General features: G+C 61.0%; 14 protein-coding genes. 5 read left to right on the top strand and 9 right to left on the bottom strand.

Going from position 1 to position 13,777, the window contains the following annotated elements; translation table 11 throughout:
• Nucleotides 1-164: 164 nt before the first annotated feature.
• From Q0331_RS00645 to Q0331_RS00635, 3 genes are all read right to left on the bottom strand, one after another.
• Complete coding sequence (locus Q0331_RS00645; RefSeq protein ID WP_298073951.1) at nt 165-1,556, bottom strand: PhoH family protein; 1,392 nt, start codon at nt 1,554-1,556, stop codon at nt 165-167.
• 253 nt (nt 1,557-1,809) lie between these two features.
• Nucleotides 1,810-2,466, bottom strand: a complete 657-nt coding sequence (locus Q0331_RS00640; protein WP_298073949.1) for a hypothetical protein — start codon at nt 2,464-2,466, stop codon at nt 1,810-1,812.
• Nucleotides 2,467-2,597: 131 nt separating this feature from the next.
• Nucleotides 2,598-3,305, bottom strand: coding sequence for a LysR substrate-binding domain-containing protein (locus tag Q0331_RS00635; RefSeq protein ID WP_298073947.1), 708 nt, complete (start codon nt 3,303-3,305; stop codon nt 2,598-2,600).
• 37 nt (nt 3,306-3,342) lie between these two features.
• Here Q0331_RS00635 and Q0331_RS00630 point away from each other — a divergent pair, with 37 nt between their 5' ends.
• Both Q0331_RS00630 and Q0331_RS00625 read left to right on the top strand, forming a co-directional pair.
• Complete coding sequence (locus tag Q0331_RS00630) at nt 3,343-3,711, top strand: DUF5997 family protein (RefSeq protein ID WP_298073945.1); 369 nt, start codon at nt 3,343-3,345, stop codon at nt 3,709-3,711.
• Nucleotides 3,712-4,439: 728 nt separating this feature from the next.
• Entirely contained in the window at nt 4,440-5,615 is a 1,176-nt protein-coding gene (locus tag Q0331_RS00625; protein ID WP_298073943.1) for an acyl-CoA dehydrogenase family protein, read from the top strand.
• Nucleotides 5,616-5,624: 9 nt separating this feature from the next.
• On the opposite strand, the gene Q0331_RS00620 is transcribed toward Q0331_RS00625, so the two are convergent.
• The 3 genes from Q0331_RS00620 to glyA form a co-directional block, all read right to left on the bottom strand.
• Nucleotides 5,625-6,425 (bottom strand): enoyl-CoA hydratase/isomerase family protein, encoded by an 801-nt coding sequence (locus Q0331_RS00620; protein ID WP_298073941.1) that lies wholly within the window; start codon nt 6,423-6,425, stop codon nt 5,625-5,627.
• 123 nt (nt 6,426-6,548) lie between these two features.
• Nucleotides 6,549-7,187, bottom strand: a complete 639-nt coding sequence (locus tag Q0331_RS00615) for an isochorismatase family protein (protein ID WP_298073939.1) — start codon at nt 7,185-7,187, stop codon at nt 6,549-6,551.
• Between the two features lie 66 nt (nt 7,188-7,253).
• On the bottom strand, nt 7,254-8,564 hold the full coding sequence (glyA, locus tag Q0331_RS00610; protein ID WP_051894132.1) for a serine hydroxymethyltransferase: 1,311 nt from the start codon (nt 8,562-8,564) through the stop codon (nt 7,254-7,256).
• A 302-nt stretch (nt 8,565-8,866) separates the two neighbouring features.
• On the opposite strand from glyA, the gene coaA reads away from it, so the two are divergent.
• Nucleotides 8,867-9,793 carry a type I pantothenate kinase gene (gene coaA / locus Q0331_RS00605; RefSeq protein ID WP_239200284.1) on the top strand — a complete coding sequence of 309 codons (927 nt, stop codon included), beginning with the start codon at nt 8,867-8,869 and terminating at the stop codon, nt 9,791-9,793.
• Between the two features lie 60 nt (nt 9,794-9,853).
• Here coaA and Q0331_RS00600 read toward each other — a convergent pair whose 3' ends face one another.
• The 3 genes from Q0331_RS00600 to mca form a co-directional block, all read right to left on the bottom strand.
• The gene (locus tag Q0331_RS00600) at nt 9,854-10,624 is read right to left on the bottom strand and encodes an isoprenyl transferase (protein WP_034985786.1); all 771 of its coding nucleotides are present in this window, start codon (nt 10,622-10,624) and stop codon (nt 9,854-9,856) included.
• 10 nt (nt 10,625-10,634) lie between these two features.
• Complete coding sequence (locus Q0331_RS00595) at nt 10,635-11,054, bottom strand: hypothetical protein (protein ID WP_034985789.1); 420 nt, start codon at nt 11,052-11,054, stop codon at nt 10,635-10,637.
• A gap of 95 nt (nt 11,055-11,149) precedes the next feature.
• Entirely contained in the window at nt 11,150-12,058 is a 909-nt protein-coding gene (gene mca / locus Q0331_RS00590) for a mycothiol conjugate amidase Mca (RefSeq protein ID WP_298073936.1), read from the bottom strand.
• A gap of 109 nt (nt 12,059-12,167) precedes the next feature.
• On the opposite strand from mca, the gene Q0331_RS00585 reads away from it, so the two are divergent.
• Complete coding sequence (locus Q0331_RS00585) at nt 12,168-12,602, top strand: DUF4307 domain-containing protein (RefSeq protein ID WP_298073934.1); 435 nt, start codon at nt 12,168-12,170, stop codon at nt 12,600-12,602.
• A 147-nt stretch (nt 12,603-12,749) separates the two neighbouring features.
• A complete protein-coding gene (gene greA / locus Q0331_RS00580) occupies nt 12,750-13,271 on the top strand; it encodes a transcription elongation factor GreA (RefSeq protein WP_035004425.1) in 522 nt (173 codons plus the stop codon).
• Nucleotides 13,272-13,777: the final 506 nt, after the last annotated feature.

The raw sequence follows: 13,777 nt of genomic DNA, 5'->3' as shown, positions 1-13,777 counted from the left end.
TTCTGGGCGTTGTTGCCAGCGTTGCTATCTGCGGCACTCCCTGCAGTGTTCGCAGAGTTCCCAGTATTCGCAGTGTTCCCTGCGGTGTTCGCGGAAGTCATGGAAGAAATTGTGCCCTAAGACCCATCATTTGCGCCACCTGGCTGCCGGCAGCTGTGAGCGAACTATCCTTTTTCCAGCAGGTTCGTCACCAGTTCAGCGATCGCGGAGCGCTCGGATCGGGTCAGCGTGACGTGTGCGAACAGCGGATTGTTCTTCAGCTTTTCGATCACCGCCTGGATGCCGTCGTGGCGGCCCACGCGCAGGTTATCGCGCTGCGCAACGTCATGGGTCAGTACGACGCGGGAGTTTCGCCCCAGACGCGAGAGCACGGTCAGCAGGACGTTGCGCTCGAGCGACTGGGCTTCGTCCACAATGACGAAGCTGTCGTTCAGGCTGCGGCCGCGGATGTGCGTCAGCGGGAGCACCTCCAGCAGCCCGCGGGCGTCGATCTCCTCCAGCACGTTGTCGCTGACCACCCCTTCCAGGGTGTCGTACACAGCCTGCGCCCAGGGGTTCATCTTATCCGTCTCGCTGCCGGGTAGGTAGCCCAAGTCCTGGCCACCGACGGCATACAGAGGGCGGAAGACGACGATGCGCTTGTGTTCACCGCGTTCCAGCACTGCCTCCAACCCGGCGCACAGCGCCAGAGCGGACTTACCGGTACCCGCGGAGCCGCCCAGACTTACGATGCCAACCTCGTTATCCAGCAGCAGATCCAGCGCCACGCGCTGCTGGGCGCTGCGTCCCCGGATTCCAAAAGCTTCCAGGTCGGTGGGAACCTGGCGCACCATGCCGTCGCCCATCGAGCGTGCCAGAACGGACTGGCTGCCCGCGGTCAGTTGCAGACCGCAGTGGATCGGCAGCTCGTCGACCTCGTCGCCGTCTACCGTCAGTGCGCCAGAGATGTCGGCCTCCCCCACGTCGTACAGTTCGTCGATGATGCTGGAGGGCACCTCCGCGCGAGCCATGCCGTTGTATCCGGTGAGCACGACGTCCTGGGCATGGTATTCGTCGGCGTCAAGACCGACGGCACCGGCCTTCACGCGCAGCGGCACGTCCTTCGTTACCAGTGTGACGTTGTGCCCCTCGGCCCGCAGGTTCAAAGCACAAGCCAGGATGCGGTGATCATTCTGCTCACCGCGCAGGCCCGTGGGCAGCACGGACTGGTCAACGTGGTTCAGCTCCACCTGGACGGTACCGCCGGCTTCGTTGACGATACTGGGCATGTCCAGCCGTCCGTGTTCCTGACGGAAGTCCTCGAGCATGCGCAGGGCCTGGCGGGCGAACCATCCGAGTTCCGGGTGGTGGCGCTTGCCCTCTAGCTCACTGATGACGACAACGGGGAGGATGATGCGGTGTTCCGCAAACTTGATGAGTGCCCAGGGATCGGATAGCAACACCGAAGTGTCGAGGACATAAGTGCGTAGGCCGAGCTCTGCGTCTGAATGCGCGTTGAGAGCCTGTTCTGCCTGAAAGTTCTGATGTGCCTGATCGGTGGGCGCGGCGGAAGTCATGGAGGTGGTGCTCCTTGTATGGATTATGAGTCGATCAACCCGGACGTTCCACGCCGCAAAAGCTACGCTTTACATCCGGGAAACGGATGAGGTGGGTAGTTGTTACTTGCTTCGGACATCCTCGACGCTATGCGCACCGCATGGAAATTACATTGTTGTCAGATGAACTCTGGGTAAACATAAAAAGCCCCAGGCTCCGGAGCATTTCATGCCCCTCACCTGGGGTTATCAAGCACTACTTGAAGGTTAGAACTTAGCGCTTCTCGATGGTCTCGGAGTACTGACCGGACTCATCCTTAGCCCACGTGATGGTGCCGTTCTCGAAGGACTGAGTCCAGCCGTTGGCTGCGTCGCCCTTCTCCGGAGCGGTCGGCAGACCCAGCTCGTTGTCCAGGCCGCCGCCGTTGTTCCAGGTCTCACCGATCTTGCCGATCAGCGGAACTGCACCGTGATCCTTGGAGTTAGCGATCCAGCCCTTTTCAAAGGTTGCCAGGGAGCCGTTCTCGCCCTCGGTAAACTCGGCGAGCTTACCGAAGGAACCGGACTCGCCGCCTTCGTTGTCCCAAGCGGTCTTGACGTCCTTCGGCAGCTCAACCTCTTCACCGCTAGCGGTCTGGACCTTCTCGGTCTCACCCTCGGCGCCCTCTGCGCCAGCGCCCTCAGAGCCCTCTGCGTCAGCGCCCTCAGAGTCAGCACCCTCAGCCTCGGACTCACCGTCCTCGCCTTCACCGGCCTTCGCTGTAGCAGAGTCGGCAGCCTCGCCAGCCTTCTCAGTAGCGGAGTTTGCTGCGTCGCCAGCCTTGTCCTTGGCGTCCTCAGCATCGTCAGAGCATGCAGCAACACCGAAAACCAGGGATGCACCTGCGGCCAGTGCCACTGCGGAACGACGGAAGCGCTTGTTGGAGTTCATTACTAATACCTTTCTGTCGGTTCTTTTCAGCTCTCGCTTATTGCAAAAGCCATACCCCTTCATTCCTAATAGTGTTCCAACGAAAAATGCACGTGTTGTTTAGGATCTTTAACCCAATCGGAACCAATTCTTTATTTTCGCCGCGCGCCTTGGGAGGTCTTTTTCTTCCCTCTTTTCTTTGTTTTATCTGCCCTTTTATTGACGCCACCACGTCCCTGTCTAGCCACCTGTCGCGAGCTGCTCGCAGTGCGCCCTTTACATATCCCGACGAAGTCCTGGATGACGTCACTGTCAGATTCGGTAAGCCACATAAGAGCAACACGGGTGCGGGGGCACGTGGTGGCGTCAATTCCCAAAAGATCCCGATGCACCACCCCGCGCTGGTTAATAGCCCGCAGCAAGGGGCGCGGCGCGACGGCGATACCAACGTTTGCGGCAACAACCTGCAGGGCTTCACGCAGAGCCGCCACGTCATCCCAGCCGGTAGACGGGGTGACGTACATCAGCTTCTCGTCGGTCAGCTCCCGGAAGTCGATGGATTCCATAACCTTAATGGGATGCTCCTTAGGGGCAGCGACGCCGATCTGCTCCTCATAGAGGGCAACCTCGTGCATGTCGGCCGGACGCTCGGACCCCTCCACCGGGAGGCGAACCAATGCAACATCCGCCTGACCTGCGCGAATATAGGGCAACGGGTTGTCGGTGCCCGCGCTGGCGATCTTCCATCCAGGAACCCGCTCGTCAAAGCGCCGGAACCACTTATCCGGCTGCACGCCAGTACTAAAGACAACTTTTAAGTGCTGGCGCGGCTTCGCGGTGCGGTTCTGCTGAGTGGGCATGGCACCAATAATAGAGCCGTTCATTAGAATGATGAACATGACTGACGCGAACCCGAGTTACAAGTCCGGCCCGCCCATGAAGCCCGCCACCGCCGCAAAGAAGCTGGCGATCTACCTTCCGGCCACCCCGCAGGAGTTCCAGGATTCCGCACTTACCCATGAGCAATTCGTGGAGCTGCAGAAGAACCCGCCCGAGTGGCTACAGACGCTGCGCCGAGAGGGGCCGCACCCCCGCCCCGAGGTAGCTCGCAAGCTGGGCATTAGCATTACGTCGCTGAAGAACAATGACATGGACAAGCCACTGACGACCGCGGAGATTAAGGCATTGCTTGAAAAGCAGCCGGAGTGGCTGCGAGAAGCTCGCCGTAAGTTGGCTAGTGAGCGCGAGGAGACGGGGCGTCAATAAGTTCAGCTAGAGGCGGCACAAGAATAAGAAAAAGGCGAGGATAAGCCCGATATTTCGGACCTTTCCTCGCCTTTTCGCCTTTGGCCATTGACCTTGGGCCTTCGATGGTGACGAGCCATCAGAAGCTTTATCCGGTAAGCAACCTCCAGGTGACGAAGCTGACGGTTGCCGGGTAACCGGATGAACAACCACAGCACCTCGGAGGAGAAAGTGGCTACCGATGCTCATGCGCTTCGGGGAGAAGAGAGAAACCCTCGTCGCATGAATACTGCGCCGACAACTGAACTTTCGACAGGTGCTGCAACATATTCCACAACTGCAGTGCGCCTCAGGTGACTAGCCTGCGACACATCCAAGAGGTTAGCCAAGCCTCACTTGGCTTGTCAATATTTAAACAACAAAAATGTTGAATAAATAGTTGACCTGGGCTTTTTTCAGGCGGGGGTGGCTAGATCTGCCCGCAGGGGTGAAGTGGCAACCATGTGCGACACATAACAGTGTGTTTTCGCCCAATATCGAGGGGTTTCCTTGTACTTTCACCCCAAAGAAATGCTATTCTCATAAACAACGCAGAGATGCACGTCACAATAGTGCCGCGACATCGAACTGCAACACACAGAAATCTCTATAACCGACATTGCTGCCACTGGCGCTACGCACGCTGCTGATATTCCAGTAGTTCAAGTTCGGCAGTTCAAGCAGCCAACGTCTTGGTTTGAAAGGAACCCATGAAGAACTTCCTGCCACGCAACATTTTCGAAGAAGAGCACAACATGTTCCGCGAGGCCTGCGCGGACTTCGTGAAGGCCGAGATCGCCCCGAACGTTGACCGCTGGCACGAGCAGGGCTACTGCGACCGCGAGATGTTCCAGAAGGCCGGCCAGCAGGGTCTGCTGGGCATGATGGCTCCGGAGCAGTTCGGCGGCGGCGGTATGGAGAACGACTACCGCTTCAACGCCGTGCTGACCGAGGAGCTGGCTAAGGCTGACTCCGGTTCCGTTATCGTGGGCATCCAGACCATCAACGACCTGGTCATCCCCTACCTGCAGCGCTTCGGCAACGACGAGCAGAAGGAGCGTTTCCTGAAGCCGCTGTGCGCCGGTGAGAAGATCGCCGCACTGGCCATGACCGAGCCGGGCGCAGGCGCTGACCTGGCTGGCATCCGCACCTTCGCGAAGAAGGACGAGAACGGCGACTACATCGTCAACGGCGCGAAGACCTTCATCTCCAACGGTGTCCAGGCAGACTTCACCCTGCTGGTCGTCGTCACCAACCCGGAGAAGGGCCGCGCAGGCGTTTCCATGCTGATCGTTGAGGACGGCATGGAGGGCTACACCAAGACCGGCCCGCTGAAGAAGGTCGGCCTGAAGTCCCAGGACACCGCTGAGCTGTCCTTCGAGGACACCCGCGTTCCGAAGGAGAACCTGCTGGGCGAAGAGGGCGCCGCATTCGGCTACCTGCGCACCAACCTGGCACAGGAGCGCCTGTCCATCGCCGTGGGCTCCATCGCTACCTCCCGCCGCGCATTCGACCTGGTTTACAAGCACTCTCAGGACCGCAAGACCTTCGGTCAGCGCCTGATCGACCACCAGGCATACCGCTGGGAGCTGGCCAAGATGGCCACCAACATCCAGGGCTCCCAGTCCTTCGTTGATGCCTGCATCATGGAGAAGGTCAACGGCACCCTGGACGAGGTCACCGGCGCAATGGCTAAGTACCAGACCACCGAGCTGCAGATCGAGGTTGTCAACGAGGCTCTGCAGCTGCACGGCGGCTACGGCTTCATGCTGGAGTACCCGATCTCCACCCACTACCTGGACTCCCGCGTTCAGCCGATCTACGGCGGCCCGAACGAGATCATGATCGAGATCATCTCTCGCCGCCTGGCCAAGGGCGAGAAGTAAGGTCTATCCTTACTCCCCCTTAAACTGCGGTGGTCGCTTTCCTAGGAAGGCGGCCACCGCTTCGCTATGGTCGGCGGTGTTAAACAGGCGTAGCTGCGCCTCCGCCTCTGCTGCGACAGCATCGCTAACCGCCGCGGTGTTCTTCACCAGCGCCTTCATCTCCTTATATGCTGCAGTCGGGCCAGCGGCGAAGTCGTTAGCCAGTTTCTCCACGGTCGCCTCGAGCTCGGCCGGCTCTACGAGCTGTTCTACCAAGCCCAGCTCCGCGGCTTCCTCGGCAGGCACCTTGCGGTCCAAGAGCAGCAACTGCAGGGCCTTCGCACGGCCCACGCAGTCCACGAGGGTCTGCGACAGGCCCGAGTCCGCCGCCAGCCCCACGCCCGTGAAGGCGCCCTTGAAAGAGGCTGCCGTAGACATCACGCGGAAGTCACAGGCCATTGCCAACCCCCAACCTGCGCCAGCCGCTGGCCCTTGGAGCGCGGCGATCGTCGGCACGCTGATCCCGGCGAGGAGCTCAGTCATCGGGTTGTACTCCTCCACCACCTTTTCCATCCCCGTGCGGTTTTGCGTATCCCGCAGCTGTTCCTTCAGATCCTGCCCGGAGCAAAATGCCTTACCGTTGGCGCGCAGCACCACGGCACGCACGGCGGAACCGAGTTCTTCGGAATCCTTTTGTGCGTTGCGGAAAGCCTCGATCAGCGCAAGACGCAGCCCCTTGTCTAGGGAATTGTATGCCTCCGCGCGGTTGATGGTGATGTATCGTACGCCGGCCTTGTCCTCGACCAGCACAAGATTAGTGTTTTCACTCATACTGGTTACGCTACGTGGAACAGTCGCGTAAAGCTGCGCTTTGGCGCAGATGTTGTCGCTGTTTCTTACTCAGTGACGCCCCCGCACCATCGCCCCCCCTTATGCCCCGCTAGCGCGGGATGGCTAGCGGGGTTGGCTGATAACCTCGGCGCCGGCAGCCCTGAGGGCGTCCAGAGCCTGAGTAGCGCCGTCCTCGCTCACCGCCGCGCAAAGATCCTCGATAACCGTCACGCCGAAGCCCGCTCGAAGCGCATCTTCGGCTGTAGCGCGCACGCAGAAGTCGGTGGCGATACCCACGATCGTCACGTTCTCCACCTCGTGGAAATTCAGCCACTGTTGAAGGGTCTGTTCCTCATCTGCGAGGTGACCTTCAAAGCCGGAATAGGCAGCGGTGTATTCGCCCTTGTGGAACCAGGCGTCCACCAGTTCGGGGTTCAGCTCGGCACAGACCTGCGCGCCGTGCGTGTCGGCTACGCAGTGGACCGGCCAGGTGTCCTTGTAGTCCGGCTCCTCCCCCTCTGGCGCGAAGTGGCCTTCGGGCCTGATGTGCCAATCCTTTGTGCCGACGATGAGCGGGCGGGCGGCAGCCGGGGAGCCGGCGTCGGCTTCGGCTTCCTCCTCCTCGGTGTGCACCAGGCCGCCCAGCCAGGCGTTGATCCCCCGTGCCACTTCTAGGCCCCGGTCGGTTCCCAGGGAACCATCGACGAAGTCGTTTTGAACGTCGACGACGACGATTGCATCCTTCACCTGCGTGCTGACCATAGTGCTAAACCCCAATCCTTATAGCCGCTTTTCTCAGAGCCGCGTGCTTTGCAGCCGCTGGGCTCCTTAGACCAGCTTCCAGTCTTCCAGGCCCTCGTACAGCGGGAAGTCCTCGGCGATCTTGTCCACGCGGGCGCGCAGCGCAGCGATGTCCGCGTTGCCGGCCAGAGCGGTACCGATGACGTCTGCGACCTCGGTGAAGGCCTCGGTATCCAGACCACGGGAAGCCAGGGCGGAGGTACCGATGCGCAGGCCGGAAGTGACCATCGGCGGACGCGGATCAAAGGGGACAGCATTGCGGTTGACGGTGATGCCGACCTCGTGCAGCAGGTCTTCGCCCTGCTGGCCGTCCAGCTGAGAGTTGCGCAGGTCAACCAGCACCAGGTGTACGTCGGTGCCGCCGGTGAGAACCTGCACACCAGCGTCCTTCGTATCCTGAGCGTTCAGGCGCTCCGCCAGGATCTTCGCGCCCTCGAGCGTACGCTGCTGACGATCGCGGAACTCGTCGGTCTGAGCAACCTTCATGGCCACAGCCTTAGCGGCGACGGCGTGCATCAGCGGGCCGCCCTGCTGGCCCGGGAAGACGGAGGAGTTCAGCTTCTTGGCGTACTCCTGCTTAGCCAGGATCATGCCGGAGCGCGGGCCACCCAGGGTCTTGTGCACGGTGGTGGAGACCACGTCGGCGTGCGGAACCGGCGACGGGTGCAGGTCCGCGGCAACCAGGCCAGCGAAGTGAGCCATGTCCACCCACAGCTTCGCCCCAACCTCATCGGCGATGGACTTGAAAGCTGCGAAGTCCTGGTGGCGCGGGTATGCGGACCAGCCGGCGATCAGCACCTGCGGCTTCTCCGCAATGGCCTGCTCGCGGATCTTGTCCATGTCCAGGCGGAACGTCTCCGGATCCACCTCGTAAGCGGCGACCTCGTAGAGCTTGCCGGAGAAGTTCAGGTGCATGCCGTGGGTCAGGTGGCCACCGTGTGCTAGGGACAGACCCATGATCTTGTCACCCGGGTTGGCCAGGGACATCAGGACTGCTGCGTTAGCCTGCGCACCGGCGTGAGGCTGCACGTTGGCGAACTCCGCGCCGAAGACCTGCTTGGCGCGGTCGCGGGCCAGGTCTTCAATGACATCCACGTGCTCGCAACCGCCGTAGTAACGGCGGCCCGGGTAGCCCTCGGCGTACTTATTGGTGAGAACCGAGCCCTGTGCCTGCAGCACAGCGCGCGGCACAAAGTTCTCCGAGGCAATCATCTCCAGGGTGGTGCGCTGGCGGCGCAGCTCACCTGCGATGGCTTCTGCGACCTGAGGATCCAGCTCCGCCAAAGGAGTGTTGTGCTGTTGAGAGTTCTGAGTGGACGAATTCTGCGGAGAAGTCACGTCTACCAAGGCCTTCCATTGTGGATGAATCTAAAAAGATAAAACCGGTTGCTTATCTGCATCACTATCATAGCGAGTACCCGCAGCGCCCTATACCCAACCCATACCCCAACCCACACCCAGCCCACACTCACCCCGTTGCCAAACTATTGCGACCCGATTGCGATCCCATTGCGGCTCCTTGACAAATCCATGGCGACAAACCCATGGCGACAAAGCCCAGGCGACAAACCCATGGCGACAAAGCCATGGCGACAAACCCATGGCGATCCAATTTCACCTTGCCCCATTTTCGGGGCACAATGGGTGCTATGACTTCCCCCAGCCCTTACATTGAGCTGGACCGTACTCAGTGGCGCACCTTAAGAAAGTCGATGCCCCAGGTCCTCACCGAAGATGAACTGGAACAGCTCCGCGGCATCGGCGATGAAATCGACCTGGAAGAGGTCTCCGAGGTCTACCTCCCGTTGTCCCGCCTGATCTTCCTGCGCGTCGAAGCGCACCGCAGGCTCAACGCCGCCACTGAAACATTCCTCGGCGAGGCAATGCCGCAGATCCCTTACATCATCGGCGTCTGCGGCTCCGTCGCCGTCGGCAAGTCCACCACCGCCCGCGTGCTGCAAGTTCTGTTGCAGCGTTGGGAGACAAACCCGCGGGTGGACCTCGTAACCACCGACGGCTTCCTGCTGCCCACCGCAGAACTCGAGCGCCGCAAGCTCATGCACCGCAAGGGCTTCCCGGAGTCCTACGACCAGGCGGAACTACTGAGCTTCATCACCAAGGTGAAGTCCGGCACCCAAAAGGTGCAGGCTCCGGTGTACTCCCACGAGGCCTACGACCGCATTCCGGACCAGACCATTACAGTCGACCGCCCGGACATCCTCATCGTCGAGGGGCTAAACGTTCTGCAGACCGGCCCCACCCTCATGGTCTCCGACCTCTTCGATTTCTCCGTTTACGTCGATGCCCGGCGCGAGGACATCGAGGATTGGTACATCGACCGCTTCTTGCGCCTGAAGAACACTGCGTTTAAGGATCCGAAGGCGCACTTCCACCACTTCGCAAACTTCAGCGATGAAGAGGCCACCGTGGTCGCCAGGGAGATCTGGCAGACCGTGAACCTGCCGAACCTGATGGAGAACATCCTCCCCACCCGCGTGCGTGCTTCCTTGGTTCTGCGCAAGGGCCCGGACCACCTGGTGCAGAAAGTGCGGATGCGGAAGATCTAGCCCCACGCGCAATTACGCGCCCCCTATCGCTCGCACCCCTATCGCCGGTTATCCCCCCGCTTATAGCCCGAAGCGCCTGTGCCGCTGCGAGTAGTCGCGCAGCGCACGCAGGAAATCCACGCGCCGGAAGGCCGGCCAATAGGTATCGGTAAACCAGATCTCCGAGTACGCGGACTGCCACAGCAGAAAACCAGATAGGCGCTGCTCCCCCGACGTGCGGATCACCAGGTCCGGATCCGGCTGCCCCGAGGTGTACATGTGATTCCCCAACGCCTCAGCGGTGATTGCCTCTGCCATATCTTCCGGCGCCGTCCCCTGCTCCGCCAGCTCGGCCACGAGGGTCTGCACCGCATCCACGATCTCCTGGCGCCCGCCATACCCCACGGCCACATTCACGCGCACGCCCGTGTGGTCGTTCGTCTTGGCCTGGTTTTCCTCCAGGCGAATGCGCAGCTGTTCAGGCAGTAGCTCTAGGTGGCCGACGGTGCGCAGCTGGAACCCGGCGTCAGAATCCGCCAATTCCTCGGCAACATCACCAATGATGCTGCACAGCAACGACAGCTCCTCCGGAGAGCGCTTTAGGTTTTCGGTGCTGAGCAAGTACACCGTGACGGTTTCGATCCCCAGTTCATCGCACCAACCGCACATTTCCGCGATCTTCTTCGCGCCTACGCGGTGACCGTGCGACACATCCGTGAACCCGTTCTCGCGCGCCCAGCGGCGGTTGCCGTCGGCCATGATGGCGACGTGCTTCGGCCGTGGCTTATCGCGCAACGAGCGCGCCAGGCTGGCCTCGTAGGCTGGGTATAGCAGCTGGGGGATGCGGTTCACGGTGTTGATCCTACTGATGCTGGTTCGGGGGTTCTTCGCCATCCTTATTGACGCCCTTAGCCCGCGCCCGCTCAGCGTCAATCGCAGCGGGGCCGGTCAGTGTGCCAGAGGAAGGCAAGAAGCGCTCATCTGTCTGCGGCACCTCAGTGCGGGCAAACATGGAACGCTTGCCGGCGGTTTCGTCGAAGCCTTCGGCCTTCATCGCCGCTTCCAGCTTCTCCGTGTCGAACAGATCAATGCCACGCGCATCGGCGAAAGCCTGGCGGCGCTCGAGGCGGCGGATGCGCTTGTTCATGGCAAAGCCGATGAGCAGCACAACCAGCAACAAGATGACGATCACGAACAGGCCGACTGGGGCGGCTTTACCGAACTCGGCGCCCTTCGGGCCGGTGCGCTCTGCCTGCGCAATGATCCAGGTGGCGGTGTTCATCGCTGGAAACTCCTTCTTGTTATCTGCCCATTAACTGTAGTTTGTCGCCCGCCTGTGGGGAAACCCTGCGCTGCGCCGGTCAACCCTGCGCTGCGCTATTCCGCCGAATCTAACCCGGCGAAAAGTTCCGACTCCGGCAGCTCGCTATGCACGCGCGACTGCGCGAGCTCGAACTCCTCGGTCGGCCACACCTGCTGCTGCAAGTCCATGTCCGCCAGGAAGAACGCCCCCTTCGGGTCAATCTGAGTGCGGTGAGCACGCAGCGCATCATCGCGGCGCTCAAACCAGTCAGCCACATTCACGCGGGTGGTCACACGGGAGAAAATATCCGGCAGCTGCCTCCACAACTCCAAGTGTCGCAGGACGTGATCCGGCAGCTGCGCGCCACGCTCATACATGGCGGTGGCCAGGTTCTCGAAACGCTCGCGGATGAACCCATGGGTATAGTACAGCTTCTTCACCTCCCAAGGTTCGCCCAGCTCCGGGTGGTAGTTCGGGTCGCCGGCAGCCTCCCAGGCACGTACGGAAACCGCATGAACCTTGATGTGATCTGGGTGCGGATAACCGCCGTGCTCGTCGTAGGTGATGATGACATGCGGACGGAACTCACGGACCACCCGCACAACTCTTTGCGTAACCTCTTCCGTGTCCTGCAGGGCAAAGCATCCCTCCGGCAACGGCGGCTTCGGGTCACCCTCCGGCAGACCGGAATCCACATAACCCAGCCACTCATGCTCCACGCCCAGGATCGAGGCCGCCTGAGCCATCTCCTCGCGGCGCACCTCAATCATCTCTCCGATGCCCTGCTCAGCCAGCTCCTGCATCTCTGGGTTCAGGATGTCCCCGCGCTCACCGCCTGTGCACGTCAGTACTTTCACCCGGTGGCCTTCATCGACATAGCGAGCCATGGTGGCCGCACCCTTGCTGGATTCGTCGTCCGGGTGCGCGTGAATCGCCAGCAGGCGATAACGCGGCGTATCAACGGCAGATGTCTTTTCACTCACGCCAATACAATCTACTACCCAGCCCTCCCCTACCCAATAGAGCCACCGGTCCGGGCAGGCCGGGGACGTGGGCGTCAATAATAAAAGGGTGGGCTAGACTAGAGACATCATGAACGCGGCGAAGAAGAGCATCCAAGAAGAGCGCTACGGCGAAACGCGCAACCAGAAATTCTCCGGGAAAATCGTTGTAGTAATCCTGGCCGTAATGCTGGCAGCAGCGCTTGCCTATGCGGTCACGCAGTTCATGCGTAATTCGGAAGCGGATGTCACGGCGCAGGAGTCCGGTGGCGAGATCGTCTCGGACGAGCGAATGACCATGAGCATCGACGTCACCCGCAAGGATCCCTCCAAGCCCGCATATTGCATCGTCACCGCCCTGGACTACGACAAGAACGAAGTCGGACGCCGCGAGTTCGTCATCCCCCGCGGCGGTGAAGAAGTAGAACGCTTCCTGGTGGACATCCCCACCCGCGAACGCGGCTACGCAGCCACCGCCTACGGTTGCTCCGCCACGCTACCGCCGCACCTCGACCCGCGCGACTAAGCCGGAAGGCTAAGCAGACCCGCGCGACTAGGCCGGGCAGCCCAGGTAGCCTGGCGCCCAGGTGCTACACTTTGCACGCCTACTTAAAAATCTATTGACGCCCACGTGAGAGACCGCGTCAACCTTCAACGAAGATGGGAGAACCCAATGGCCGAGAACCAGACTCGCTGGCTGACCCAGGAATCTTACGACCGACTGAATGCAGAACTGACGGCTCTGAAGGAGAACCGTCCGGTGCTGGCAGCCGAGATTAACGAGCGCCGCGAAGAAGGCGACCTGAAGGAGAACGGCGGCTACCACGCAGCCCGCGAGCAGCAGGGCCAGGAGGAGGCTCGCATCACCTACCTGGAGGAGCTGCTGGATAACGCCACCATCGGTGAGGCTCCGCAGGAGTCCGGCGTGGCACTGGTTGGTTCCGTGATCCACGTCTACTACGACGGTGACGAGGACGATAAGGAGACCTTCCTGATCGGCACCCGCGGCCTGGAGTCTTCCAACCCGGACCTGGAGACCTACTCCACCGATGCTCCGCTGGGTGCGGCCATCGTCGGCGCCAAGGTCGGCGAGACCCGCGAGTACCAGACCCCCACTGGCGATACTGTATCTGTGACGATCGTTGCCGCTGAGCCTTACGACCCGGACCTGGACGTTCCGCGCGCGGAGCAGTAGTTTCTGCTTTGCAGGCAGCTAACCCCTCTGGTTGCTGGCTGGCGGTAATAGAAAAGGGCGCCTTTGGGCGCCTTTTCTTGTTTTCCTCTGCCTTCAGGTCTCCCTGCGGAGCCCAATGCTGCCCCCGGCGGCACCCGGCACTCACCCTGGCGACACTTATCCCACCCCGGCAGCAGCCATTGCCACCCCTCGGAGCGGTTATTACCACCCCTCGGAGCGGTTAAACCTCCAGATGTCGCCAGATCGGGAATACACAGGTGGGGGAAGTGTCGTCAGATCGGGAATACGCAGGAGGGAACCCCTCCAAATCAGGGCTATACCGGGGTGGATGTCGCTAGAACGAGAATACGTTCTTGCAAACCATTTGCAACTTCGAGAAAGTGCAGGTCAGAGCGTTGCGCTTTTATCAGGCTGACTGGCCGCGCTCGCGCATTCCCGATCTAACGACATTCCTCCGCCCAAGTAGCAAAATCCTCCGCACACGAGCAGCCAAGTCGCCGCTCCCC

Origin of the sequence: uncultured Corynebacterium sp. (assembly GCF_937999985.1) — a bacterium.
GTDB lineage: Bacteria > Actinomycetota > Actinomycetes > Mycobacteriales > Mycobacteriaceae > Corynebacterium.
Note: the sequence above shows the minus strand (reverse complement) of the source record. Positions and strands in the feature narration are given on the sequence as shown.

Excerpts from the sequence above, each read along its gene's own strand:
- Q0331_RS00645 (WP_298073951.1), bottom strand. The coding sequence starts at position 1,556 with ATGACTTCCGCCGCGCCCACCGATCAGGCACATCAGAACTTTCAGGCA.
- Q0331_RS00640 (WP_298073949.1), bottom strand. The coding sequence starts at position 2,466 with ATGAACTCCAACAAGCGCTTCCGTCGTTCCGCAGTGGCACTGGCCGCA.
- Q0331_RS00635 (WP_298073947.1), bottom strand. The coding sequence starts at position 3,305 with ATGCCCACTCAGCAGAACCGCACCGCGAAGCCGCGCCAGCACTTAAAA.
- Q0331_RS00630 (WP_298073945.1), top strand. The coding sequence starts at position 3,343 with ATGACTGACGCGAACCCGAGTTACAAGTCCGGCCCGCCCATGAAGCCC.
- Q0331_RS00625 (WP_298073943.1), top strand. The coding sequence starts at position 4,440 with ATGAAGAACTTCCTGCCACGCAACATTTTCGAAGAAGAGCACAACATG.
- Q0331_RS00620 (WP_298073941.1), bottom strand. The coding sequence starts at position 6,425 with ATGAGTGAAAACACTAATCTTGTGCTGGTCGAGGACAAGGCCGGCGTA.
- Q0331_RS00615 (WP_298073939.1), bottom strand. The coding sequence starts at position 7,187 with ATGGTCAGCACGCAGGTGAAGGATGCAATCGTCGTCGTCGACGTTCAA.
- coaA (WP_239200284.1), top strand. The coding sequence starts at position 8,867 with ATGGGTGCTATGACTTCCCCCAGCCCTTACATTGAGCTGGACCGTACT.
- Q0331_RS00595 (WP_034985789.1), bottom strand. The coding sequence starts at position 11,054 with ATGAACACCGCCACCTGGATCATTGCGCAGGCAGAGCGCACCGGCCCG.
- Q0331_RS00585 (WP_298073934.1), top strand. The coding sequence starts at position 12,168 with ATGAACGCGGCGAAGAAGAGCATCCAAGAAGAGCGCTACGGCGAAACG.
- greA (WP_035004425.1), top strand. The coding sequence starts at position 12,750 with ATGGCCGAGAACCAGACTCGCTGGCTGACCCAGGAATCTTACGACCGA.